This window comes from Comamonas sp. B21-038 (genome assembly GCF_022387135.1).
GTDB classification, from domain to species: Bacteria; Pseudomonadota; Gammaproteobacteria; order Burkholderiales; family Burkholderiaceae_C; genus Comamonas; species Comamonas sediminis.
In genome coordinates this window covers 2,620,588-2,643,514 of the sequence record NZ_CP092462.1, presented here as the reverse complement: position 1 = coordinate 2,643,514, position 22,927 = coordinate 2,620,588, and the positions used below count along the sequence as shown (strand labels likewise).

The window sequence follows — 22,927 nt, the reverse complement described above, 5'->3', positions numbered from 1 at the left end:
ATTGATTCACTTGGGGCTTTTTCTATGCATGGGTGGTGCGCTCTCAAGTCATCCCTAATCCATCCCTAAATCGCTTCTTTTCGGGGTGTGGCCTGGTTGGTGATCGCAGCATTGACCGCTGCGAGGTTGGCGCCTCGATCTGCTGACGGAATCCACTTTGCATAGTCGCGCATCATCACCTGCACAGAGTGCCCGTGCTGCATGGCCACCCACATGGGATTCGCGCCGGCCATGAGCGCCAGGGTTACGCTGGTGTCCCGGCATTCCTTGGGCGCCCTGTATCGCACGCCGATGGCGCGCAAGGTGATGCGCCAGGCTCTGCGCTGCGACTGCTCGTCGTGATAGGGCGCTCCCGTGTTCGGGTTATAGAACACCTCCGCATTCATTGCTGCAGTCCTTGCGCGCTGGCGCTGGATCACACTGGCGGCGCGCTGGTTAAGCTCCACCGTGCGTTCAACGTTGGTTTTGGTGCGGTCTTTTTCCATAGTCATCACCTTGGAGCGGCGAACCAGCACAGTGGACTTCCGTAAGTCCACATCCTCCCACCTCAGCGCGATATGCTCGCTTGCCCGTAACCCAGCAAAGAATGAGAATTCAAAATAATCTGTCATTACCTCCCCAAAACGCTTTTGCATCTCCTTTAGGATCAATTCGACCTCATCAGGTGCAAAAGGGTCAGGGTTGGCTTTTTGGATCTTCTGATTATCTATTCCTTCAACTGGGTTGCTAACTCGGCTTGGTGGTTTGCATATCAGGTCGAAAACTCCACGCAGTGGGATCAGAATATTATTCTGAGTTTTCCGCGATAGTCCTTTCATTTTGCGCCCGGTTTCCAAGTCCATTCGGTCTTTGCTCAATGTTGCCAAGTGAGTTAATACCATTTCATGGCTTATTTTCTCTGGCCGTAGGTTTCCGAATGCAGGCACCCAATATGCATTTAGATGACGGACATAAATGGCATGCGTGGAATGCTCCAAGCTCCGAGCGGAGAGGGTAACCCATACCTTCGACCACTCTAGAAAGGTTCGCATGCCAGCCTCGCTCTCTGGCTGGTGTTGCTGCAGGTGCTTGTAGTCGGGGAAATGTGCTGCAAAGCTGAAGGTGCCATGCTTTATTTCTTCGACTATGGTGGCTCGCACCCGAGCCGCATGTTTGAGGTTTGCGGCAGTGGGGCGAAGATCAAGCGTAGGGGAGACCTGTTTTCCATTCCAGGTGAAACGAACCTCTATGCGGTCGCCTCGCGGTCTAACACCTCCTGTCGTTGCTTTGCGGCCCATTGGTTGTAACCTTCCATATCGATCAAAATATTATTGTCCGGGGCGCGGACGTATTCCTTGCCTTCAATCCAAACTCCCCGGTGAATCTTCGTCTCAACTGCGCGATCCGAGTATCCAGTCTCTGCGCAGAATTTGACAATGCGTACAAATCGTGCGGCCATCATGGCTCCTTTCTGGTTCTGATCGAAATCAATGCACCTGCAGGTTTCTCGCTCACCGGCATGGCCTGCAGGTTTTCGTCTGACCTGCAGCCTTCGACAACGCCGGATCGCTTGTCATGCTCCAGCAGGGCCTTGCTGAGCATCTTGTGGGCCTGGCGCACGTATGCGGGCACCTGGTTGATCTGCTCCGCCTTCTCCTGCAGAAGGTCTTGAGCATTTCGGCCTGTAGCGATGCCCGTTTCGTGGCACTTGACCACGGCATTGATAAATCCGCGCTGCATGTCTCCATCCAGCATGTACTCGCAGCGCAGCCAGGCCAGCAGCCGGCGCAGGTGGTTTACCTGGGCCTCGGTCATCGGTAGGGCGGGAATGTTGTTGTCCCCGGTCAAGATCATCGTCTTGGTCATAGTTTTTCCTTCGTGTTCCCATCCTTCTGTGGTTGGGTCTGGATGGTGGGCGGCTGGGCGGCGCGGGCCCGGCGCTCCGCAATCTCTTTAAGGATGTCAAAGGGCGAGCCGGTGCGCTGCGGCCGTGGTGGGGGTGGTGGGCTGTAGTGGCGCGTCATTTAAGCCTCCGTGCCTTCACTGGTACAACTGGCGGATCTTCCACAGCAAGCGCAATCTCCATTGCATGCCGGAGGGCGGCCACTATCACCTTGAACACTGGCGCCGCTAATGGCTCCGGCAGCTTTTCCAGGACATCCGCTACAGACACGATGTCAGCCTGAATGATCGCCATGAGACTGACCGCTTCAGAGAGGTCATCCTTGATCGCGGCCACCTCCCTGGCGCACTTTTCGTACAGCCAATCGGTGAGGTGATGGGCGCCATATGCATAGTCCTCATTCGCTTCGGCTGCCGCAAGGTGCGTTGTGAGCGAGGCGGCTTCCACAAGGGCCAGGATCTGTTTGCCGGCCTTGCGTGCTGGCGCGGTCTTTTTGGACTTAGCGGGAGGCTGCTTGCGCAACACAGGCTTGGTGATCGGTGCCCAGCCCTCTGCCACTGAATCTTCGACCAGCTTGGCCAAGGTGGGTGCGATCAGGCTTTTGGGGATCGTCTTTGTGTCCAGGGTGGCATTCATGGCTTCAGCTCCAGGCGCATGGCGTTCAAGAAATGCGGCGTCAGGGCGCGGGCCTCCTCGGGCGTGAAGCCGGAGACGGTAATGGTCCGGTCCTTGGAGTGGCGGAACTGCGCAAAGGCGCTCCCGTCCTCTTGCTCACCGACGGCCGCCAACTGGCCCACCAGAAACAGGCCTTCAGCACAGCCGACAACGTGGCGCCGGTAAATGTTCTTCACGTAGCCATGCACGGTGGTGCGCGCCCATTCGTCAGGAGGTATCGGCTTCCACTCGCGGCCTTCTGCAGTAGTTGTGAGCGCCTCCAACTGGCCGTTGTGGCGGTGCAGATTGCGCACGCCGGTAAAGGCCGAGGTGAATGGGAAGCGACCGGGTGGCCCAACAACTTCGCCTACCGGCGCACGGCGATGGATCAGATAGAGCCCTTCACCACGGTACTCACGCACATCGAAATCAATTTCCAGCACATCGTCTCGATCCGCATACGGCCAGGCCAGACGCTCCGAGTCCTTCACCAGGTGGATGCCACTGGCATGGCCGCCAGGCGCTGCTCTCGCTTCGTCCTGCGGGATGGGTTCAACTGGGCGCGCTGTCGCTTTGACCGCTTTACGCGGCCTTGTGATTACTGCATCCATGGATTACCTCCTCAGCAACTTGCTGCGCGGCTTGTAGACCTCGCGCACCATGCCGAGAACTTCGATATTCGCCATCAGCTCGGGGGTGACCATGCGCCAGGCTTGCCCATCACCGTGGATGGTGGGATCAGCCATCCAGAGTTCGCAATTGGGGAGGGACTGAAAGCGCCGTACCCCGTACCAGCTGTAGTCGTCTGAATGGCGAAAGGCGATCATGTATCCGGCATCCCCTTTGATGCGGCGCTGGTCGAAATCCACCTCGATCACATCGTGGGCGCAGATGAAGTCGCCGAACAACTGACAGTGCGTCTGCAGGAGGTGGAGCCCTCTGCACTGGGTCAGCTGCTCCCGGGCGCCCATCGGTGTCACGGCGGTTGCCTCGACCCCTCTGGGAACCGTGCGCTCAGGCGTGGCCGTGGTTTTGAAGGCTGCAACCGCGGTCATGGCGCTGCCCCGGCATCGCGCTCAGCTGCCGCCTTGCGGATAGCGTCCTTGCGGGGTTTGTCTTCATTCAGGTAATGGTCCAGCGATTCCTTGCCGCGAGTGTTGAGGCGCTCGTAGATGGGGTGCTGGCGCAGAGTGGTAGCCAAGACGGACACCTGCCGGCCAGTTTCATCCTGAACGGTGTACTCTTCCTCGTCATCCGCGAAACCAGTTCCGATGTGATCGACAGCGCCTATGAGGGTGTCCAGCAGCTCCGGCTGCAGGATTTGTCCGCGTGGTGGCCCAGAAAGCTTGTGGACGCGCGCTATGAAGGCCGTGGGGTGCTCCTTTTTAAGCTCGATCAGAACATCTGCCGCTTTTACCCAAGACTCGTGGCGAACAGACAGCCTGGCGCCATTGCTGGTCCAGATTTCAAAGAAATGCTCTGAGCCTTCCCCCGAGGTCAAACGCAGCCATTCTTTCAACAGGCGGCCGGTGCGAGAGAACTCCTCTTCGCTGCTGCGGTGCCGCCCCTGGTCCTGCAGTCGCTCAACCGCCCACTGTGGCAACGGCTCAAGTGGCTCTGGGTAGATGCGATCGTGATTCCGATGGGTCATCAAGATGCTATCGATGATCGACCACCAGTGAATCCCAATCTCATGTGCTCGAGTGCGCAAGTCTTCGGCGTCCAGTGGCTCTGGTAGCGCTGGCGCATTGCAGCGCATCGGAGGCTGAGGGCGAGGGTTGCGGCCTTGCTTGGGGTTGGCACGCGCCTCAGTGGCGTTTTCCGTCGAACGAGGGATAATCTCGGACATGGTTCGTTTCCTTGGAATGGTTTCGGATCTAGAAACCCTTGAGCAGGTCAGAGCGCTCAGGGGTTTCGCTTTGGTGGGTCACGCTGCAGCCATCTCGGCTTTGGCGTGTGCCTTGAGGGGCTTTGGCTTGCGGCCGTCAGGCATGAGCTGAAAGCGCTTCTCAATGTCGCGGTGCGACCAGAGGGTAGGCGTCTCCTGCACGCAGTCCTTCACGAACTGGGCAAAGAGCCGGGTGATGTCAGCCACGGCGTAAACCACATACTGGGAGCCCCGCGCCTCTTCGCGGTGGTTGCGCACCATGGCATGCGGCTTGGGGCTCGTTGGCAGCTCGCGCATGACCCGGTGGATAACCCAATCCGGCAGGGCATAGCGCTTGTTCATCCTGTCCACGATCTTGCTGATGGGCTCGCAGTTTTGCGGGCAGTGGTCCCAAACTCGGGATTCGGCCAGGTCCTGCACTTGCCCCTCCAGGCGCGCAACATCAGCTTTAATCTCGGCCTGCTTTTGCTCAACAGCCAGCAGGGCCTGCGCGCTGGCCAGCAGCATCTCGCCGGGGGTGCGCGGGGCAGCTTGGTAGCCGCCGGTCTGGCGGATGCTTGGCAGCACCTCCTCAAACACCCAGCGCTCAACCCGTTCGGCGGTGGGTAGGGTGCTGTTAACGATGAGGCGCATCAGATCCGGCTCGTCAATGATTCGAGTGTCCTGCAGCCGGCCGAGCGCATCGGGGATGGGGTAGCGTTTGGCGACCCCACGGCAATGCGTGTTCAGCGCGTCCGATTCATTTGCGTAGCCCAACGATGCGGCTGCGTCCTTGCCGACAAAGTAGGTCTTGCCGTCGATCTGGACTGTGCGAACGGTGATGTTCTCCAGTCGGTGGAGAAGGATGGTGCTCATGGCGGGGTTCCTTTCTGCGCGTCTGGCGCTTGGGGGCGGGTTGATTCAAGCCTAATAATCACTTCAGCGGTGAGGCTTCGGCGTTGGGCTTCGGCTTGCCCTTGGAGCCATTGCTTAAGCTCTAGAGGCAGCCGCACTTTGAACTGTCCGGTGTCTGCGTTCTTAAGCATTTGCTGCTCCTTCTTTGGACCACCGTGGTCCGTTAACTAAATGTACACCACCGTGGTCCATTTCTATAATTCCTTGCTTGATGATGTGGTCTTTGCACCACCGTGGTCTATGATTGCGTCATGAGCCGTGAAGACCCACAGATGAAGATCCGCTTGCCCGCTGAGTTGAAGGCGCGCATTGAAGCTGCTGCCACGGCAAGCACTCGAACGCTCAATGCTGAAGTTGTTGATCGACTTCAAGGTAGCTTTGAGGCCGGCGCCTCACCGGACTTAATCGTTGATCAAGCGAAGCAGATTTACGATTTGCGCCGACAACTAGCTTTCAACCTCATGGCTATGGCGGAGGCGGCGGCTTTGATTGGCGAATTGAAGCCTGATGAAAAAGCATTGATTCAAAGCCTCAAGGAAGAAGTTGAGAAGGCTAAACCGCAAGTGGCCCTGGGGTTAACCAAGATTTCCGACGGCGCTACTGATGACGAGCGGGCCAAGCAGCTTTCATTCATGGAGCAATTCATCGACTCCGCTATAACTAGCTACGGCCGAAAGGCGAAGGGTCGCGTCAGTAGTAAAAAGAACTGATCTCTCTACGACGGCGTAGTCAAAAACGGTGAGGTGCCGTTTTCTGTTTTTAGCAGCGTCATTGAACAGATGTTCCTGCCAGACGATCCATAAGCGGCGTTTCCCGAAACTCGCCAAACGCGCCACCAAAGGTTTCATTGGCTATGTCGTGCACAGCCTTGCTCAGCTTCCCGTTGGTCTGCATGGCGTTCATAAATGCCATCGTGTGGCACCACTTCAGCGGCCGGATCTCGATGTCATCATCTTGGGTCGCGGAGTTTTCAAGGTCCAGGATGCAGATCAAGTGGTGAGATTTATCGCCATACTTGCGCACATCCTCGGTGTCTCGGTCTGCATGGCTGGTGTTGATGGCGTCAAAAATCAGCGCCCGGGGCACCTTCTGATCCATTTCATGGCAAAGGAACATCAAGTACTTGCCAATTTCAATTTCATGGAATTCGCAGGCGAGACGGTTTTCTTCGATTGCCGCGATCAAGTGGTTTGTTAGGGTCCAGTCATCAGACCCTACGGCTGTGAGCGCCAGTTTTGCCCTGTATCCCGCCAGCAGCTCACCGGATTGCCTGCGGGTTCGCACGTTTTGCCGGGCCAGCATGCGCAGCGCCACCAATTGTTTGACCAGATCGGCGGCTGTCTCTTCGCCCGTTATTTCCAGCGCTTTCAAAGCTGCACCCCTCTCGCAATTGCGCTGTGCAGCCGGCGCAGCGCGTTGCGCTCCTTGCGCTTTGCGGCTTCCTGCAGCTGGTACTCCGGATCGGTCGCAACCATCATCCGGTCCCATTCATCGCTGTCTCGTTCTATGCGATGAAAAGTACCCGTGCCGTGGGCCCAGCGCACATAAGCCGCTTTGAGGTTGTCGCTGGCCTCCTTCCGGCGCTTGGTGCATTGGTGCAACTCGACGGCAATCAATCCAATCTCTTCCAGGGTCTTAGTCTGTGCCATGTATCGGCTCCTTCTCGGTTAAGTGGTGACGGGTTAAAGGCGTGCGCGCAATTCGGTGCGCGCGTTGCGCCACACCAGGCCGAGGGCCCAGGCAGCAGCTTTGAACCAGCTGGCGCCGGCCCAGCGGCGCATGTTGAAGAGGCGATAGGCGAGGGTGATTTGTTCGGCCATAGCGGCTCCGTTGTCAGTGCCCAAGTGGGCGGGGTTATCAGTGGCCGCAGGGCAGGCCTTCGCCTGGCTGTGGTTCGCGTTCAACGGGAGCACCGCAGCTGCCGCAGCGGAAGGGAGCGGAAGAGTTGTTTTCAGCCATGTTGGGCTCCAGAAAAGAAAGCGCCCGCTCAGGTGGCGGGCTGGGTTGAAGGGTGCCGGGCCCCAAAGGGCGAACCAAACGCGGAGGAGGACGCGCATGGACCGGCGAAAACCGATTAATAATCTCCAGATACAGGAGGTTACGAATGTCAATGTCTGCTGAGGGTCAGCTTCGCTTGGAGGGGTGTACTGTGCTGGGCGCGAACGGATTTCCGTTTGCAGCTGGAGGCACGTTGAGCGTGCAGTTTGAAGAGAAATCTGTCAATTTCATCGGGCCAGGTAGAACGGCATCATTCAGCTATGCCGAGCTTGCCGAGCTAGATATTTCCGGTCCTGGATCTGTGACCACGGGGGGTGGCTTTGTTGGGGGTGGCTTTGGGGTTGAAGGAGCGCTTCAAGGAATGGCAATTGCGACGGTACTCAATCTGATATCTACACGTACCAAAATCCACACCTTTTTGACTCTCATCACCAACTTTGGAGAGATTCATCTTCACTATTCGGGCATGGAGCCAAGTGCTCTCCGCATCGCGTTGGCTCCCGTCTTCGTAAAGTTACGACGTTTGGACCCTGCCTGGATTGCTCAGAGAACAAGCGTCCTGGATCAGCAATGCGCAGCTGGTGTAATAGATCGAGAATCGTACGTAGCTGCTATGCGCAGATTGAGCGTTGCCTCTGATTGGAAGGACCCCGTTCTTGAGATGCGGGATTTAAAGGCCCTCAAAGAGGCCAGTGACCAAGCGCTTCTCGATAGTGCCCCTAAAGGATCCTGTCCAAACTGCGGGAGCGTCATCCCGGTGATTTCCGAGTCATGCCCGAAATGCAAAGCTGCCTTTGGAATCGGTTCAGCTTGGCAAATTCTTCCGTTATAAAGCGGAAACCTAAGCCCTCTGTCACAAGGCTTGGGTTTCCCGCCCGGATACGCTCCGGGTAGGCGCGCTGGCATTCCAACCAGCGTTGCCGTTCCTGTTCTTGGTCGCATTCACCTCACCAGTTGAGCCTTGCAGGGCTACGGCTGGGCACCGCGCAGAGCAGCGGCCGTGCCCGCTGGTGCAATTGGCCGGACGAATGCCCCACTGGCGGGGCAGGCAACATCGGCTGCTGACTTTTTAAAGACCTGGAGGGGGCTCGCTCGATCACTGGCACCCATCGCCTGGTGCAACTGCTGCGTGGCCATCCCGGTGTGTTGGGCCTGGCCTCCAGCTGCCGGCGGTGATTCACCGGCTTAGGCCCCTACGCATACCAATCGCTTCGGGGTGGCTGGATCGCTTCGTTGCTACGATGGAATGTAATGTAAGTGTGCTAACTTAAATTGTCAAGCATACTTACATCTTGAAGTAAGCATGCTGCATTCGGGCGAAAAAAACCCGCCTAAGGGCGGGCTGGATGCGTGGATTGATCTCAGAGTCTCTCACTCTGTTTATGGATGATTTCTCCGATGAGGTGAACGTCCGCATGACACGCTTTGCGCGGATAGCGACGCTGGTCAGGATTGTCTGAAGACAGCCACCATTGCCCCTCATCTCGAATCAGGCGCTTAATGACAAGTTCCCCCTCGTAGTTCACGGCAAAAACCCGCCCATCCTTAGGCTCGGATTGCTCTGTATTCACGATCACAGTGTCCCCGTCATAAAGGCCAGGTTCCATACTGCCATTCGCCACATCAGTCGCAAAGAGTTTGTTAGGCCTGTAGCCATTGCGCTCAAACCATTCGCGCTGGAACACGATTGGAGCACCCCGACCCTTGTCGTATTCAACACTGAAGCCAGAGGCGCCCGCAGACAGCTTGAATCGCACACGCTGAATCGCCGGGTAATCGGGATTGTTCTCTAAATCAATAGGCGTGAGAGAAGTCAGCCCATCATCCTGCATTTTCTTGGGACCGTCCCCAGTTGCGATCCACATGGCTCGGTAGCCAGTCTTTTCGGACAAACGTGTCGCTGGTGCAGTCTTGATCGTCTTAGTCGGGCCCTCCTTCCATTGAGTGACAGCCGACGAAGACACCCCTGCGATGTCTGCAATGTCCCCAACCGATAGGCCGGCGGTCGCCATGATTTCCGCGATGCGTTCTTGAAGCGTGCTCATAACGTTAGCTTACTTGTTGTTTTGGTTAGCGTGCTTGCCGAGTGCTAGTAAGAGTGCTAACATGCGGTCGCATATGAACAAGCATGACGCAATCCAACTCCTCGGCGGTTCAGTTAGTTCCGCCGCCAAGGCCATGGGCATTAAGTCTCAGGCGATTTCTCAATGGCCCGAGGTGCTGACGCCAAGGTTGGTTGACCGGGTACAGGCCGCACTTTGGCGCACTCATGTCGCGCGCCGCTCGAAGCCTGCGGCAAGCCAGCGAGCCACCGCTTAGGCCCCAACCTTCGCCAACTCTATGGTCGAGCCCGAAAACCGGATCAGAAGCTCACCGCTCACCCAGTTCAACTCCAAGCAAGAAGTTTGCAGAGTGCGGGTGGAGTGGCCGGATGCATCGACGTTTTGGGCGAATCGGGTTTGGGTGCTGCTGTGTACCTGCTTACCAAGCAAGGGTTGGCGGCGGGCGGTGGCGGAGGTGTTTTGCATTTTCATGCAGCCAGTATCTGAAATCAAAGCCAGGCCCGCCAGCCTGAAATGAACTCACTTTCAAGGGATAGAAAAATGACTTGCCACCTCTCTCAAACCGACTGGCGCGATGTTGTCTACAACACGGTCCGCAGCACCTCAGGCGGCGTTGTGGATGCAGCCCGCTTCCTTACCGAGCGCCGCGGTCGTTCGATACATCCAGAGACTTTGCGCGCTCGGCTGCGCGGCATCGATTCGGAATTTATCAACCTCGAAATGCTGGAGCTGCTGACCGAGTGGATGCAGGAGAAGACCGGATCCAAACCTTTGGACTGGCTCAAGGCCCTGAGTCACCGCTTTGGCATGGTCTCCATGGAGCTGCCGCCAGCTCCAGAGGGTGGCTGGGCCTGCGAGGTCAGCGCCATCAGGCAAAAGCTGCTGCAGCTGAACGTGGAGGGCGGATCGCTCACAGCGCTGGGGATGAAGGTCACTGATGACCTGTCGATCAGCCCCCGCGAAGCCGAGGAAATGTCGGCCCAGATCATGGCCGAGGTCGAGCTGCTGCTGCGCTTGCGCCGCAATATCTGCCGCGCTGCAGGGATGGAGTCGGCATGACCACTCCCGCGAAGACTGTCGAGCAACTCGAAGCTGAGTTGGCTGAGGCAGAGCGCATCGCTGCCGGGCTGCGTGAGCAGCTGGAGCACGCGAAATGGATCAAGGAATATACCGAAGCACAGGCATGAATCAGTACCAGCAGCATCCCCTCTCCGCCGCATTTCCAGCAATGAGCGATGAGGAGTTTCAGACCTTAAAGGCCAGCATCGAGGAGATCGGCGTCCAAAACCCTATCACCTTGTTTGAGGGGATGGTCCTGGATGGGTGGAACCGCTACCGCGCAGCGCATGAGGCAGTCATGTCTTGCCCAAGCGTCGAGCTGGCAGATAGTGTTGACCCTCGGGACTTCGTGCTGGCGCAGAACAAAGCCCGCAGGCATGTGACGCAGGCGCAATTGGCTATGGCCACTACAGCGGTTTATGCATGGGCGCCTGCAGGAAAACCCAAACTGCACACTGAATGTGCAGTTAAGACAGCCAGCGAAATGGCGGGCATTGCTGGAGTGCATCGCAACACGATTGTGCAGGCCCAGGCAGTGCAAGCCAAGGGATCCCCTGCAGTGGTGGAGGCGGTGAAGTCGGGTGCGATCGGCCTGCCCAAGGCTGCGGCAATCGCGCAATTGCCCGAGGCAGAGCAGGCTGCCGCAATTGACAAGCCCCTGTCTGAAATCAAGTCGAAGGCCTCACCCCAGGAAAAAGTCGAGGCAGCACGCAAGGCTGCCGGCCCCTCGCTGGCTGAGATGTCCAAGGCGGAATTGATTCAGGCCAAGGCAGCCGTGGACCGCACCTTGGCACAAGACATTCCCGAATACGACGGCCCCAGCGACGAGGAAATCCGAGCCGCTCAGATGCAGGAGGCGGCAGACCAAGCTGCGTTCAATGCCTTGCTCCTGGCGGACGACAAGCTTGCAGCGGCATATGCAGAGGTCAAGCGCCTCAACGGCATCAACTCTGTCCTAGAGAGTCGTCTGCAGGGGTTGATGAACGAAAAGAACGAAGCCATCAAGCTTTGCAAGAGCTTGCAGCGGCAGGTCGATCGCTTGAAGAAGGGGGCAGCATGACCGCTTACGCAATGATGCAGCGACTGTTTGACGATGCCCCACGGTACGCTAACACCTCATTCCCACCACCGCGCCCGTTCCAGCAGGCAGCTCACGATGCCCTCCGCCAGGGCTTCCGCGAAGGCCACAAGAACCAGTTGATCATGGCTCCCACCGGTGCAGGTAAAACCTACCTGGGCCACCGCATTGCCCATGAGGCACTGGTGAAGCACAAGAAGGTTGTGTTCGTCTGTGATCGCACCACTTTGATCAATCAGACCAGCGAAGCAGCAGACGAGTATGGGCTGTCCGCGCACGGAGTTGTCCAGGCAAATCACTGGCGCCGAGCGGTCGATATGCCTTACCAGATCGCCAGCGCGCAGACCATCGCCAAACGTGGCTACTGGCCCGAAGCGGATGTAATCATCATCGATGAGGCGCACACGCAGCTGAAGGTCTGGACGGAATTCGTGAACCAAACCAAGGCGGCTTGCATTGGCCTGTCCGCAACGCCGTTCTCACCCGGCCTGGGCAAGCTCTTCACGAACTTGATCAACGCTACCACTATGCACGACCTCACGCAGTCGGGCGTACTGGTGCCTATGCGCGTGCTCTCTTGCAAGCGTGCTGATATGAATGGCGCCGCTACCTCAGGGGGCGAGTGGACCGATTCTGCCGCGGAAGAGCGGGGCATGCAGATCGTCGGCGATGTAGTCAAAGAGTGGATTGCCCACGGCCAGCATCGCAAGACCATCGTCTTTGGCGCCACTATCAACCACTGCAAGGAATTGGCCAGGCAATTTGTTGACGCCGGAGTGATGGCCGCAGTTTTCACCAGCGAGACAACAGAGGTTGAGCGGGAGATGCTGCGGGCTGAATTCAAGAAGCCAGACGCAACGCTACGAGTTTTGATCAGCGTGGAAGCGTTGGCCAAGGGCTTTGACGTGCGCGATGTGGGCTGCGTGGTGGACTGCCGACCGCTGCGTAAATCTCTATCCACGGCAATCCAGATGTGGGGGCGCGGCTTGCGCGCATCGCCGGAGACAGGCAAAAAGGATTGCATCCTGCTTGACCACAGCGGCAACATCACGCGCTTTGCAGAAGACTTTTCAGAGGTCTATTTCCACGGCCTGGAAGCTCTGGATATGGGCGAAAAACTGGATAAGAAGGTCCGTCACGACGACGAAGATCGAGAGGCCAAAGGCTGCCCCTCGTGTGGCTACAAGCCCTTCCACAAGCGCTGCATGTCCTGCGGATTTGAGAGAAATGAGCCGGTGCTGCAGGAAGCTGTAGCAGGGGTCATGGAAGAAGTGGTGATGCTGGGCAAGAAGAAGCTGGCAGACGATCAGCGCCACTTGTGGGCGCAGTTGTGTGCCTACGCTCGCGCTCACAGCCTGCCCAGCAAACAGCGCGGCCGCGCCTGGCACCTGTTCCAGAAGATCACGGGCCAGCAGCCACCCAGCACATGGGACTTTGACAGCACGCCCAGCGCTGAGGTCACCGCAAACGTGCGCAACAAGATCAAAAGCATGGACCTGGCATTCGTGAAGGCGCGCAAATCATGAGCGACTTCATCACATTCGCCCGGGCCCATGGAGTGGACATCAACCCGACAAAGTTCTGTGCCCGAGACAAGGTGCAGCGCTGCGGAACTGTGGACAAGCCCAAATCAAGCAACGGCGCCTACTTCTGGGATGGTGAGCGGGGCTGGGTGTTCAACTGGTCCGCAGAAGCGCGGGTGCAGTGGTACAGCGATTCCAACGCGAAGCCATGGACGGAGGAAGAGAAGGCCGCATGGCGCCAGCGCAAGAATGCCGCGCAGGCCTCCCAGGAGCAGAACTATGCGAAGGCCTCGATACGCGCACAGGAGCTGATGAAGGCGACTAAGCCAGATCAGCACGCGTACTTGCATCGCAAAGGCTTCCCAGAGGCAAAAGGCTTGATCGCTGAGGACGGTGCGTTATTGGTGCCCATGCGTGACTTCCAGACTGGCAACGTGAGCGGGGTCCAGACCATCCGCTGGTTGGAAGACGAGCGCAAGTTTGAAAAGAAGATGCAGCCCGGGATGCGCGCCAAGGGCGCCGTGTTCCGCATTGGCACAGGCCGCGAGTCGATCCTCTGCGAAGGCTACGCCACCGGCCTCTCGATTGCGAGCGCAGCGCGCTCCGTGGGCCTGTCTGCCGCAGTGATCGTCTGTTTCAGCGCCCACAACCTGGAGCACGTTGCACGCCTGATGAAGGGTAGGGCATTCGTGTTCGCCGATCACGATGAAACCACCAAGCCCGAGCGCGAGAAGCGCGACCGCGGCGAGCCCTTCGAGGCCCGAGGCCCTGGTGAACTGGCGGCGGTTCATACCGGCCTGCCGTACTGCATGAGCCCTGTTCTTGGCGAGGACGCCAACGACTTGCATCTGCGCGCTGGCTTGTTTGCCGTGGCACAGCTGCTGATGGAGGTGCGCCGCAAATGATCTACCTGTTCAACGAACGCAAGTCGAAGTCGATGGCCCACCTGTGGTTCGGCTCGGACACCACATGCCGCCTCTGGAGCACTGGCGGGATTAAACAAAGCCGCCCGGGCTGGATTACTTCGCCTACGCCTATGGGCCGCTCCTTGTGTCAGATGTGCCTGCTCAATGCCGGGACCGAACCCGCACGTAAACAGCCCTCAGCAGTGCCGTGAGTGCAAGCGTGGGTCCCGCGCAAATGTATTGGGCTTGTATCGGCCAGCAGGACAAGAAAGACAAGGGCAGCGACCCCTTCAAAAAACCGCTACCGAGGTCTTAGGTGCAATTCCAGACTCTCGGCAGGTGCTGGCTGACCTTCGGGGCCGTTCTACCTGGGGACTGTGGGGAAAGAGAGCCGATACCCATGGAAAGAACGGATACATGCTGGAGAGTCTCCCGCCCCTTGGGGGTAGGGGGGCTATTGGCTGGAGCCACTTCTAAAAGATAGGAGAGGCAATTAAGCAATTTGCGCCGCGGCGATGGGCACAACGGCTCATTTTTGAACCGAAACGAATTTTGATCAGATGGAAGGCCAAACAATGAACTTTGCAGAGACAGCAGCACTATCCACCCCAGCGCGCCGCAGCGCCCGGGGCTATGTGGACTTCAACGCGGTGCCAGCGGAACACCGGCAAATCGATGCTCGCCTGGTCAACTGGGGGCGCTGGTGCCATGGCTCCGTGGCTCGCCAGGTCTCGCCGATGTTCCGCATGGTGCCCCCAGAGCCGAAGGACAGCGCACAGGCGCGCATCGAGACTGGCGAGCGGATTGACCACCTGGACGCCGCCAAGATTCATGCTGCTGTGATCCATCTGCCTCTGCAGCATCGCGGCGTTCTGAACTGGGTTTATGTGAAGCCCTGGATGACACCGAAGAAGGCGTGCCAGGTCATCGGGACAAGTCTGGTGGAGCTGGGCCGACTGCTCACCGACAGCCGCAACATGCTGCTGACCAAGGGGGTGTGAAATGCAAGGGCCTTACCCATCCATTGAAGAGATGCTGGTGAATGAGCACATCCTCGAACAGTGCATGCACCCCGGCTTCAAGATTTGCCGGGATGAGTCACTGCTCTACAGCGTGTGCCCGATTTGCCAAAAGATGATCTATCTCAAGGGTAGGCCCAGCCGTGAGGAAGTCAGCAACGAGTGGCGCCGCAACCAGATCCGGCCGGCGCACAACCCCATCAACGCCAATCATGTGGTGCGCAGGTTGTCAGCTCAGGGTTGGACCGTCATGCACTTCCAGCGAGACGGAGTGCGCTTTCGGTGCATTGCGCAACGGGCCGGTGAGCGGCTGCAATCTGAGGTCTGCGCATCAAGAAATGAAGCCATTGTGCAGGTCGCTGCAAAAATAGTTCGCGGGGGCTTGTTTACCCACTATGGATGTGGTATCGTCCTACCCATCGATTGAGCGCAGACGCACAAGAATCGCGGCATCCCTGGAAGGAGGCGGCGGTGTCTTTAAAGCTCAGTGATTGAGCGCTCCAACAGGGGCGCTTTTTGTTTCTGCCTGAGCATCCATTTACGCGGCACCGGTGTGCGACAAGGTGTTACATTTGCTGCATGACAAGACAGAACTTTGAACTCGGAGTGTGGCGCCTTTACCATGTGGTATGGGTCTTTGGCATTCTTTCATTGCTGGTACTGATTGGTTTTGCTATTAGTGACGCATACAGTTTTGAGGAGAGTCCTGAGTGGTCAAAATTTCTCTTGGTGTTAGTTTCCTCAGTCTTGGGGCCACTCATTTTTAAGTACGTTGTGCGATGGATTTACCGAGGATTTTTTCCGCAGGCATAGATCCCGCGCTGTAGCCAACATCTACCCAGCCTCGCCAAGTGCGGGGCTTTTTCATGTCAGCTGCAGCAAGCGCGGCCCGCACCCGAGCGGTATGAAGGTGCGGCATCTCCTACTGAGAGTTTCCCAGTGCTTGAAGAAGCAAACAGCAACCCCAGCCCATGAGGGTTGTCTGATGTGGTGACATTTACGCTGTGTGCCCGAGTGGAAGGGTGACCATATCAAGAGGATGCACGGGGCGAATGGAGCCAATGCGTGTGTGCTTCCCCGGTTCGAGTCCGGGCACAGCAACTATTCCAAGGCCAGCCAAGTGCTGGCTTTTCTTTTGGAGCAAGCGAATGAAAGAGCGAATTGCAAGGCTGATCGACTACATGACGGCGCGCGAGGCGCTCGCTCAAGGGTTCACCAATGAGGGCGCTATGTATGGCGTGCCTTGTTGGATTGGTGACGTGGACTCAATGGGTCCGATGGTTGCCACGAAGTGGGGCCCTATGGGGCATTTCATTTCACTTGGCCATTGGATCATGGGTTTCATGCAGAGCATTCGAGGTGATGAGCCTCACTTTGCAATCCAGATCGGGGCCGAGATCAAGCGCTAACCAGTTACCGCAGGGCAGGCTCTCCGCACACGCGACCTACACACTTGGAGCCTAGCCCCTGCGACCCGATAGGAGAGAGCGATGACCGACCAGCAGTATCTGCATGAGCGCACGGTGTTGGCTGCTCGATTCAGCGCCTTCGTCTTGACAGCATGCAGATGGCTGTACCGGCGTCCAGTGGGAGCCAGGCGCGCTGCTTGGGTTGTGATGTTCGACCGCAAGCTGCTGGGATACCAAGGCGCAGCGACGAGGCGAGCAGAATGGGATTGAAGACACTCAAGCCCAGGCTACAGACTCACACCAGTAGCAGACTGGCAACCCTCAAGACTCAGACTCCAGTACAGAAGGCTCGCACTCGCACAAATTGAAATGTATCGGGGTGCCGTCAATTCCGCTTTGTGGCCGGCTGTCCTTTAGCGTCACATGGGAATTCTTTATGCAGCGCTAGAAGAACAAAAACATTTGCAGAAAGACTCTTGGAGTGGTCTTGCGGCCGAGAGCGCAGATCTCGGGAAACAACGTCAGCAAGATCTAGCAAAGTGCGTGATTTTGGAACGCAGATCCTGCCATGGGCTGTAAGTTCATCGGCCATTGCTCTCATGTATCCGAAAGCTGCTCCAGCTTGAAATTGATCTGCCGCGACCCCCTTATTTACCTTTTGAAGTTCAGCTAAAGCCTCTGCTAGTTCATAGCCTGAGAAGGGGATGGACGCTCGGTTGGCGAGCGCAGGCCCTTGAATTAAGAGGGCTAGAGAAAGCGCGATGTAGCGGAACAAGCTGGCTCCTGGGGGTGGTAGTTCTGGAAATTCTATATGGCAAATCATCTTGTGCCAGAGCGAAAACGCGGCCGATGGCTGCTGCGCTTCAGGGATCGCCACTTCGCGGCCAACCCTTTGTGTGTGATGTGTGAGCGCGAGGGGCGAGTAAGCCTGGCGACTCAGCTGGACCACATCGTTGCGCTGACCAATGGTGGTCTGGATTTCGACAAGGACCCGAGCCAAGCTCAAGGGGTGCTTGAAGAGCGAGCGGCAATCCTCAGCCCGTCCGGGTAGTCCGATGAGGCGAACTATTCAGGAGCCAGCCATTGCGCTGGCCTCATTCATTTTGGAGAGAGCCATGAGCGCAGTTCAGTATTTCGGCTTGATCACGATGATCTGTGTAGCCCACAACATTACGCCTTCCCAGCGGACCGTACTCGGTGGCCTGAGCTTAGTGCTCGCTGCACTCTCTGCTGTGTTCCTTGGGGGTAAGCCTTGACAGCCCCAAGCAATGGTCGCACGGGCCTGAGCAGCGGAGCATTCCTCGCTTCTGACCTTGTGAAGTTGCAGCGCCCACCTATGTTGGCCAAGGTCTGGCCTGGAAACCGCGTGCAGCTCGCATCCGGTGGACCGGAGATGACCGTGATGGATGTAGCAGGGGATCAGGTGACGTGCTGGTGGGATGCTGGCGACGGTACTACAGGCAAGCACACCTTTGATTTAGCGCTGCTGACCTGCTATGGGGCGCGCTGACAGGAGGCGGACATGAGCCTGGACAAAGCAATCGCCTCCGGTAAAGAACACCGCAAGGGATATGCAGAGCGAGGCAAGCCGGGCCGGTATGACAAGACGTGTAGGCCGCACGGCGGCGGCTGCGCACCCGCAATGGTCTGCACCTACTGTGTGCGCAACCGGCTGTTTCGGCAGCTGCGCCAGGTAGATGCAGTTGCTCGGACCCAAGAGGGATGGGACCTGCAGGATTGAGGAGATGAGATGCCAAGGAAGCTGCCTAAGCCTTGCACCCAGCCCGGATGCAAAGCGCTCTCGGTTGATGGTAGCGGTAGATGCCCGGCACACCCGAAGCCCAAATGGGAGAAGAGGTCAGATGCGACAAAGCGGATCACCGGCAGAACACTCCAACGACTGAGGGAAAGATTGTTTAGCGCCGAGCCACTGTGTGCCGAGTGCTCCCGGCAAGGGAGTGTGGCAGAGGCCACTGAGCGCGATCACATCATCCCTCTCTCGGAAGGGGGAGAAGACATTGAAAGCAATGTTCAAGGGTTATGCCTCTCATGCCATGAGGCGAAGAGCAAGGCGGAGCGGCTTAGAGCGATCAAGCGGGGCAGGAGAGGTTAGAGAGGGCTGTGGCTACCTTGGTATGGACCGGATGCATTCGTTCGCGTGTGGAGGCTGTGAAAGGCGTGACGCGCCATCTTCAACGAAGTGAGCCGGCAGACATACACGGGGGGGGGGAGTAGGTCAGGTCGGGGGCGATCCGACCGTAAACCGACCTGTTCGTCACATTTCTACGCCCGCGAAATATGAGATTTAACCGGGGAGGGGCTATGCCTGGAACAACGCGGTCAGGCCGGCGCCCAAAACCAACGGCCAAGAAACAGCTTGCGGGAAACCCCGGCAAGCGTGCATTGAACACCAATGAGCCTGATTTCGGTCTGGTCGTGACAGTGGAATGCCCGTTCTGGATGGGCGACAACGGTCGGGCGCTATGGGACACGGTCTGCCCGCTGCTGTGCCGTGAGCGTGTGCTTGCGGCAACTGACATTCAGAACCTGGAGGTCTACTGCAACGCCTATGACCAATTCCGCATGGCGCAGGAAGAGATCAAGAACAACGGAGTGACGGTCGCTGGAGCGACTGGCGGGGTGGTCAAGAACCCGGCAGCTACGGTTTTGAAGGAAGCGGCGGCAATGATGGCCACCTACGGCAGCATGCTGGGCCTGGACCCTTCCAGCCGTCAACGCCTGATCGGCAAGCCACCAGAGGGAGGCGGCAACCCGTTTGCCGAGTTGATCAATGGCTAAACAACCCGCAATTGAGCTGGCGCACAAGTGGGCCAAGGACGTTATCGCCGGGAAGTTTCCGGCCTGCCGCTATGTGGTTCAGGCCTGCCAGCGACATTTCGACAACCTGGAAGCCAGCAAGGGCGATGATTACCCGTACTACTTCGATGAGAAGGAAGCGGCCAAGAAAATCGCCTTTATCGAGTTGCTTCCCCACACCAAGGGGGAATGGGCATTCAAGCGGCAGCTTGTGACCCTGGAGCCCTGGCAGAAGTTCGGCATAGCTTGCACCTTCGGCTGGAGGCGCAAGAAGGACGGCATGCGCCGCTTCCGAGAGAGCTATTGGGAGGTCAACCGCAAGAACGGCAAGAGCGTGATTGCTGCTGGCGTGGGCCTGTCTATGTTTGCCGCTGATGGCGAATTCGGCGCAGAGGTCTACTCAGGTGCCACCACGGAAAAGCAGGCCTGGGAAGTGTTCCGGCCTGCCCGGCTGATGGTCAAGCGCTCTCCGATGCTGGTCGAGGCTGCGGGAATCGAGGTAAACGCTTCAAATCTGAACAAGCCAGCCGACGGCAGCCGGTTCGAGCCGATCATTGGCGATCCTGGCGACGGTGCGAGCCCATCATGCGCCATCGTGGATGAGTACCATGAACACGATTCTGACGCGCTGTACACCACAATGCTGACCGGCATGGGGGCGCGCAAACAGCCGCTGATGTTCATGATCACGACAGCAGGCTACGACATTGAGGGCCCGTGCTACGACAAGCGCCGCGAAGTGATCGAAATGCTGGAGGGAACCGTCCCGAATGATGAATTGTTCGGGTGGATCTTCACCATTGACGAAGGCGACGATTGGAAATCTCCCCTGGTGCTGGCCAAGGCCAACCCGAACATGGGCGTGTCGGTCTATCAGGAGTACCTGGAGAGCCAGCAGCGCCGGGGCATACAGCAGGCCCGCTTTACCAACACCTTCAAGACCAAGCATCTGGGCGTGTGGGTGACGGCAAAGGCGGGTTTCTTCAATATGGCCCAGTGGGAGGCGGCGAAAGACACCTCCCTGACCCTGGAGCAGTTCGAGGGTCAGTCTTGTGTGCTGGCATTCGACCTGGCGCGCAAGCTGGACATGAACAGCATGGCGCGGCTTTTCTGGCGGGACATTGCAGGCAAGCGGCATTACTACTCGGTCGCTCCCAAGTTCTGGGTTCCCGAGGACACGATTGCCAACATGGACAACCGGCGTATGGCCGAGCGCTATCAAAAGTGGATGAATGCAGGATTGATGATCCCTACCGATGGTGCAGAGATCGACTACCGGGAGATTCTGGAGGAGGCCAAGGAGGCCAACCGCCTCAACCCCGTGCAGTGCGCTCCGCTGGATCCGCATGGAGCGACCAACTTGGGGCACCACCTGGATGACGAAGGGCTCACGCCCATCACCATCACCCAGAACTACATGAATATGTCCGACCCGATGAAGGAAATCGAGGCGGCTATTGCGTCTGGGCGGTTCCACCATGACGGCAATCCGATCCTGACCTGGTGCATCTCAAACGTCATTGGTAAGTACCTGCCTGGCAATGACGACATTGTGAGACCCATCAAGCAGGGCAATGACAACAAGATTGACGGGGCAGTGTCCCTGATCATGGGCGTGGGGCGCATCCTCCTACCGCCTGAACCGGAAAAGAACTACGGAGTCTTTTTCATCTGAGGAATGTTTATGAATCAGCCAGATCGTATTTATGGCGTCATGCGCGTCAAGTCGGTGGATGAGGATGCCCGGGAAATCACGGGCATTGCCTCGACCATTGGCAGCGACCGGGACGGGGACATTGTTGACCCCCAGGGAGCGCAGTTCAAGCTACCGATCCCGCTGCTGTGGCAGCACGACAGCAGCCAGCCTATTGGCCAAGTCGTGACGGCCAAAGTGACGGCAGAGGGGATTGAGATCAAGGCCAAGCTGGCGCTGCCCACTGCGGACATGCCCAGCCAGATGGTTGCGCGCTTGAATGAGGCCTGGGCCTCGATCAAGTCCGGCCTGGTGCGGGGCCTGTCCATCGGCTTTCGCGCGCTGGAATATGCCTTCCTTGACTCGGGCGGCATCCACTTTACGCGCTGGGATTGGCATGAGCTGTCAGCCGTCACGATCCCGGCCAACTCCGAGGCGACCATTACCGCCATCAAATCTCTGGACCTGTCACAGCGCGCCGCGTCTGGCACACCGCCTGACAAGTTCAAAGCACCTCCCGGCGTTTCGGGAACCCAGAAGCAGCCCGCACCAAGCGGGTTTTTTTACGCCCAAACACAGAGAGGCAACAACGTGAACGTACAAGATCAAATCAAGGCGCTGGAAGACAAGCGCAAAGAACTGGCAGCAGAGCGCCTGTCTATCCAGACCAAGGCCGCAGACGAAGGCCGCACCAAGGACGCCGACGAGCGCGAGCGCTTTACCACGCTGAATGCGGAGATTTCGGCGATCGATACCGAGCTGGAAGATCTGCAGGTGATGGCCAAGGACCTGGCCAAGAGCGCCAAGCCTGTCGCCGGTGGCAATACTGCTGATGCAGCAGCTTCGCGCACCCCTGGTGCTGGCCAGCCTCACATCACTGTGAAGCACAACCATGCCGAAAAGGGACTGGCCATGGCGCAGTACATCCGTATCCTGCACCAGTCCAAGGGCATCCCCCATTACGCGCTGCAGCTTGCAGAAGGCCAGAAGGGTGCCATCGACCCCCGCGTGATCGACCTGGTGAAAGCGGCTGTACCGGCTGCCAGCACCGGTGTTCCCGAGTGGGGCGGCAACCTGATTGCCCCAGGTGGTGTGATCGGTGACTTCGTGGAATTCTTGCGCCCTGCAACCGTGCTGGGCAAGTTCGGCACGGGTGGCATTCCTGCCCTGCGAACTGTTCCATTCGATGTGCCCCTGATCGGCCAGACCTCTGGCGGTGAGGGCTACTGGGTGGGTGAGGGCAAGGCCAAGCCGCTGACCAAGTTCAGCTACGGTTCGGCAACCCTGACCCGCCTGAAGGTGGCGAACATCGCAGTGATCACCGATCAACTGCTCAAGCGCGCCAGTCTGCCAGCCGACACCATGATCCGCGATCAACTGGTTGCAGCCCTGGCATCGCGCATGGATACCGACTTCCTGCTGCCTACCAAGGGTGCAGTTGCTGGCGTGTCGCCTGCCTCTGTCACCAATGGCGTGACGGGCATTGCCTCCAGCGGCAACGATGCTGCCGATGTGCGCACCGATGTGCAGAAGGTCTTTGCGGCCTTCCTGGCTGATGGCAACGTGCCTTCGGCTGGTGTGTGGGTGATGCGTAGCGAGACGGCCATGGCGCTGACGCTGATGCGCAATGCGCTGGGTGGCCGCGAATTCCCCGACATGACCATGACCGGTGGCATTTTCGAGGGCCTCCCTGCCATCGTCTCCGACTACGCCCCTGTGGGTGTGGTGGCGCTGATCAACGCCCAGGACGTGTATTTCGCGGACGAAGGCGGCTTCCAAGTCGATATGTCCACCGAGGCATCGCTGGAGATGAAGACCGACCCAGCGCATGACAGCACGACCCCAACGCCTGCTGAACTGGTGTCCATGTTCCAGACCAACTCTGTTGCATTCCGCGCAGAGCGTGAGCTGAACTGGTCCAAGCGCCGCCCAGGCGCTGTGCAGGTGCTGACCGGCGTGAAGTGGGGCCAGCCTGAAACGCCATAAGGCGCCATAACTCAGGGGTCAGGCAATAGGGGGTTTCTTAATGGGAGCCCCCTTTTTCA

Annotated in this window: 33 protein-coding genes; 19 read left to right on the top strand and 14 right to left on the bottom strand. The window is 58.2% G+C overall.

Features of this window, described 5'->3' with window-relative positions; all coding sequences use genetic code 11:
* Nucleotides 1–65: 65 nt before the first annotated feature.
* The 8 genes from MJ205_RS12065 to MJ205_RS23785 all read right to left on the bottom strand — a co-directional run bounded on the left by MJ205_RS12065 (nucleotide 66) and on the right by MJ205_RS23785 (nucleotide 5,449).
* The gene (locus MJ205_RS12065) at nucleotides 66–1,277 is read right to left on the bottom strand and encodes a site-specific integrase (RefSeq protein WP_239808700.1); all 1,212 of its coding nucleotides are present in this window, start codon (nucleotides 1,275–1,277) and stop codon (nucleotides 66–68) included.
* 160 nt (nucleotides 1,278–1,437) lie between these two features.
* Entirely contained in the window at nucleotides 1,438–1,845 is a 408-nt protein-coding gene (locus MJ205_RS12060) for a hypothetical protein (protein ID WP_239808699.1), read from the bottom strand.
* 154 nt (nucleotides 1,846–1,999) lie between these two features.
* Nucleotides 2,000–2,518 carry a hypothetical protein gene (locus tag MJ205_RS12055; RefSeq protein ID WP_239808698.1) on the bottom strand — a complete coding sequence of 173 codons (519 nt, stop codon included), beginning with the start codon at nucleotides 2,516–2,518 and terminating at the stop codon, nucleotides 2,000–2,002.
* A complete protein-coding gene (locus MJ205_RS12050) occupies nucleotides 2,515–3,147 on the bottom strand; it encodes a hypothetical protein (RefSeq protein ID WP_239808697.1) in 633 nt (210 codons plus the stop codon). The genes MJ205_RS12055 and MJ205_RS12050 overlap by 4 nt, the downstream gene beginning before the upstream one ends.
* 3 nt (nucleotides 3,148–3,150) lie before the next feature.
* Nucleotides 3,151–3,591, bottom strand: a complete 441-nt coding sequence (locus tag MJ205_RS12045) for a hypothetical protein (protein WP_239808696.1) — start codon at nucleotides 3,589–3,591, stop codon at nucleotides 3,151–3,153.
* Complete coding sequence (locus MJ205_RS12040) at nucleotides 3,588–4,385, bottom strand: hypothetical protein (protein WP_239808695.1); 798 nt, start codon at nucleotides 4,383–4,385, stop codon at nucleotides 3,588–3,590. Before MJ205_RS12040 ends, MJ205_RS12045 begins: the two co-directional genes overlap by 4 nt.
* A gap of 78 nt (nucleotides 4,386–4,463) precedes the next feature.
* Nucleotides 4,464–5,279 carry a BRO-N domain-containing protein gene (locus MJ205_RS12035; RefSeq protein ID WP_239808694.1) on the bottom strand — a complete coding sequence of 272 codons (816 nt, stop codon included), beginning with the start codon at nucleotides 5,277–5,279 and terminating at the stop codon, nucleotides 4,464–4,466.
* Nucleotides 5,276–5,449, bottom strand: coding sequence for an Arc family DNA-binding protein (locus MJ205_RS23785; RefSeq protein WP_446715026.1), 174 nt, complete (start codon nucleotides 5,447–5,449; stop codon nucleotides 5,276–5,278). Before MJ205_RS23785 ends, MJ205_RS12035 begins: the two co-directional genes overlap by 4 nt.
* A gap of 120 nt (nucleotides 5,450–5,569) precedes the next feature.
* On the opposite strand from MJ205_RS23785, the gene MJ205_RS12030 reads away from it, so the two are divergent.
* Nucleotides 5,570–6,028: an Arc family DNA-binding protein gene (locus MJ205_RS12030; RefSeq protein ID WP_239808693.1), complete on the top strand. Its 459-nt coding sequence runs from the start codon at nucleotides 5,570–5,572 to the stop codon at nucleotides 6,026–6,028.
* Between the two features lie 58 nt (nucleotides 6,029–6,086).
* On the opposite strand, the gene MJ205_RS12025 is transcribed toward MJ205_RS12030, so the two are convergent.
* The 3 genes from MJ205_RS12025 to MJ205_RS12015 are packed head-to-tail and all read right to left on the bottom strand — an operon-like array spanning nucleotide 6,087 to nucleotide 7,138.
* Nucleotides 6,087–6,689, bottom strand: a complete 603-nt coding sequence (locus MJ205_RS12025) for a hypothetical protein (protein WP_239808692.1) — start codon at nucleotides 6,687–6,689, stop codon at nucleotides 6,087–6,089.
* The gene (locus MJ205_RS12020) at nucleotides 6,686–6,967 is read right to left on the bottom strand and encodes a hypothetical protein (RefSeq protein ID WP_230772965.1); all 282 of its coding nucleotides are present in this window, start codon (nucleotides 6,965–6,967) and stop codon (nucleotides 6,686–6,688) included. Before MJ205_RS12020 ends, MJ205_RS12025 begins: the two co-directional genes overlap by 4 nt.
* Nucleotides 6,968–7,000: 33 nt before the next feature.
* Nucleotides 7,001–7,138 carry a hypothetical protein gene (locus MJ205_RS12015; RefSeq protein WP_239808691.1) on the bottom strand — a complete coding sequence of 46 codons (138 nt, stop codon included), beginning with the start codon at nucleotides 7,136–7,138 and terminating at the stop codon, nucleotides 7,001–7,003.
* 284 nt (nucleotides 7,139–7,422) lie between these two features.
* Between MJ205_RS12015 and MJ205_RS12010 the strand changes: the two genes are divergently transcribed.
* Nucleotides 7,423–8,148 carry a hypothetical protein gene (locus tag MJ205_RS12010; protein ID WP_239808690.1) on the top strand — a complete coding sequence of 242 codons (726 nt, stop codon included), beginning with the start codon at nucleotides 7,423–7,425 and terminating at the stop codon, nucleotides 8,146–8,148.
* A gap of 529 nt (nucleotides 8,149–8,677) precedes the next feature.
* On the opposite strand, the gene MJ205_RS12005 is transcribed toward MJ205_RS12010, so the two are convergent.
* Together MJ205_RS12005 and MJ205_RS12000 are read right to left on the bottom strand one after the other, a co-directional pair.
* A complete protein-coding gene (locus MJ205_RS12005; protein WP_239808689.1) occupies nucleotides 8,678–9,361 on the bottom strand; it encodes a LexA family transcriptional regulator in 684 nt (227 codons plus the stop codon).
* Between the two features lie 270 nt (nucleotides 9,362–9,631).
* Nucleotides 9,632–9,850: a hypothetical protein gene (locus tag MJ205_RS12000; protein WP_239808688.1), complete on the bottom strand. Its 219-nt coding sequence runs from the start codon at nucleotides 9,848–9,850 to the stop codon at nucleotides 9,632–9,634.
* 69 nt (nucleotides 9,851–9,919) lie between these two features.
* Between MJ205_RS12000 and MJ205_RS11995 the strand changes: the two genes are divergently transcribed.
* The 10 genes from MJ205_RS11995 (at nucleotide 9,920) to MJ205_RS11955 (ending at nucleotide 16,642) form a co-directional block, all read left to right on the top strand.
* Complete coding sequence (locus MJ205_RS11995) at nucleotides 9,920–10,438, top strand: hypothetical protein (RefSeq protein WP_239808687.1); 519 nt, start codon at nucleotides 9,920–9,922, stop codon at nucleotides 10,436–10,438.
* Nucleotides 10,435–10,566: a hypothetical protein gene (locus tag MJ205_RS23685; RefSeq protein WP_256460928.1), complete on the top strand. Its 132-nt coding sequence runs from the start codon at nucleotides 10,435–10,437 to the stop codon at nucleotides 10,564–10,566. Before MJ205_RS11995 ends, MJ205_RS23685 begins: the two co-directional genes overlap by 4 nt.
* Nucleotides 10,563–11,498 carry a hypothetical protein gene (locus tag MJ205_RS11990; protein WP_239808686.1) on the top strand — a complete coding sequence of 312 codons (936 nt, stop codon included), beginning with the start codon at nucleotides 10,563–10,565 and terminating at the stop codon, nucleotides 11,496–11,498. The genes MJ205_RS23685 and MJ205_RS11990 overlap by 4 nt, the downstream gene beginning before the upstream one ends.
* On the top strand, nucleotides 11,495–13,042 hold the full coding sequence (locus MJ205_RS11985; protein ID WP_239808685.1) for a DEAD/DEAH box helicase: 1,548 nt from the start codon (nucleotides 11,495–11,497) through the stop codon (nucleotides 13,040–13,042). Before MJ205_RS11990 ends, MJ205_RS11985 begins: the two co-directional genes overlap by 4 nt.
* Nucleotides 13,039–13,944 (top strand): toprim domain-containing protein, encoded by a 906-nt coding sequence (locus MJ205_RS11980; protein ID WP_239808684.1) that lies wholly within the window; start codon nucleotides 13,039–13,041, stop codon nucleotides 13,942–13,944. Before MJ205_RS11985 ends, MJ205_RS11980 begins: the two co-directional genes overlap by 4 nt.
* Nucleotides 13,941–14,156 (top strand): hypothetical protein, encoded by a 216-nt coding sequence (locus MJ205_RS11975; RefSeq protein WP_239808683.1) that lies wholly within the window; start codon nucleotides 13,941–13,943, stop codon nucleotides 14,154–14,156. The genes MJ205_RS11980 and MJ205_RS11975 overlap by 4 nt, the downstream gene beginning before the upstream one ends.
* A 363-nt stretch (nucleotides 14,157–14,519) precedes the next feature.
* Nucleotides 14,520–14,945 carry a hypothetical protein gene (locus tag MJ205_RS11970; RefSeq protein WP_239808682.1) on the top strand — a complete coding sequence of 142 codons (426 nt, stop codon included), beginning with the start codon at nucleotides 14,520–14,522 and terminating at the stop codon, nucleotides 14,943–14,945.
* Nucleotide 14,946: 1 nt separating this feature from the next.
* The gene (locus MJ205_RS11965; protein ID WP_239808681.1) at nucleotides 14,947–15,390 is read left to right on the top strand and encodes a hypothetical protein; all 444 of its coding nucleotides are present in this window, start codon (nucleotides 14,947–14,949) and stop codon (nucleotides 15,388–15,390) included.
* A gap of 721 nt (nucleotides 15,391–16,111) precedes the next feature.
* The gene (locus tag MJ205_RS11960) at nucleotides 16,112–16,372 is read left to right on the top strand and encodes a hypothetical protein (protein ID WP_239808680.1); all 261 of its coding nucleotides are present in this window, start codon (nucleotides 16,112–16,114) and stop codon (nucleotides 16,370–16,372) included.
* 81 nt (nucleotides 16,373–16,453) lie between these two features.
* Entirely contained in the window at nucleotides 16,454–16,642 is a 189-nt protein-coding gene (locus MJ205_RS11955; protein WP_239808679.1) for a hypothetical protein, read from the top strand.
* A gap of 115 nt (nucleotides 16,643–16,757) precedes the next feature.
* On the opposite strand, the gene MJ205_RS11950 is transcribed toward MJ205_RS11955, so the two are convergent.
* A complete protein-coding gene (locus tag MJ205_RS11950; protein ID WP_239808678.1) occupies nucleotides 16,758–17,147 on the bottom strand; it encodes a Rap1a/Tai family immunity protein in 390 nt (129 codons plus the stop codon).
* Between the two features lie 36 nt (nucleotides 17,148–17,183).
* Here MJ205_RS11950 and MJ205_RS11945 point away from each other — a divergent pair, with 36 nt between their 5' ends.
* The 7 genes from MJ205_RS11945 (at nucleotide 17,184) to MJ205_RS11920 (ending at nucleotide 22,868) form a co-directional block, all read left to right on the top strand.
* Nucleotides 17,184–17,423 carry a hypothetical protein gene (locus tag MJ205_RS11945; protein ID WP_239808677.1) on the top strand — a complete coding sequence of 80 codons (240 nt, stop codon included), beginning with the start codon at nucleotides 17,184–17,186 and terminating at the stop codon, nucleotides 17,421–17,423.
* Nucleotides 17,424–17,708: 285 nt separating this feature from the next.
* Nucleotides 17,709–17,882, top strand: coding sequence for a DUF2158 domain-containing protein (locus MJ205_RS23780; RefSeq protein ID WP_446715025.1), 174 nt, complete (start codon nucleotides 17,709–17,711; stop codon nucleotides 17,880–17,882).
* Between the two features lie 12 nt (nucleotides 17,883–17,894).
* Nucleotides 17,895–18,113, top strand: coding sequence for a hypothetical protein (locus MJ205_RS11940; RefSeq protein ID WP_239808676.1), 219 nt, complete (start codon nucleotides 17,895–17,897; stop codon nucleotides 18,111–18,113).
* 9 nt (nucleotides 18,114–18,122) lie between these two features.
* Nucleotides 18,123–18,485 (top strand): HNH endonuclease, encoded by a 363-nt coding sequence (locus tag MJ205_RS11935; RefSeq protein ID WP_239808675.1) that lies wholly within the window; start codon nucleotides 18,123–18,125, stop codon nucleotides 18,483–18,485.
* Between the two features lie 209 nt (nucleotides 18,486–18,694).
* Nucleotides 18,695–19,171 (top strand): phage terminase small subunit P27 family, encoded by a 477-nt coding sequence (locus MJ205_RS11930; protein ID WP_239808674.1) that lies wholly within the window; start codon nucleotides 18,695–18,697, stop codon nucleotides 19,169–19,171.
* The gene (locus tag MJ205_RS11925) at nucleotides 19,164–20,864 is read left to right on the top strand and encodes a terminase large subunit (RefSeq protein ID WP_239808673.1); all 1,701 of its coding nucleotides are present in this window, start codon (nucleotides 19,164–19,166) and stop codon (nucleotides 20,862–20,864) included. Before MJ205_RS11930 ends, MJ205_RS11925 begins: the two co-directional genes overlap by 8 nt.
* Before the next feature lie 9 nt (nucleotides 20,865–20,873).
* Nucleotides 20,874–22,868 carry a phage major capsid protein gene (locus MJ205_RS11920; protein WP_239808672.1) on the top strand — a complete coding sequence of 665 codons (1,995 nt, stop codon included), beginning with the start codon at nucleotides 20,874–20,876 and terminating at the stop codon, nucleotides 22,866–22,868.
* Nucleotides 22,869–22,927 lie beyond the last annotated feature (59 nt).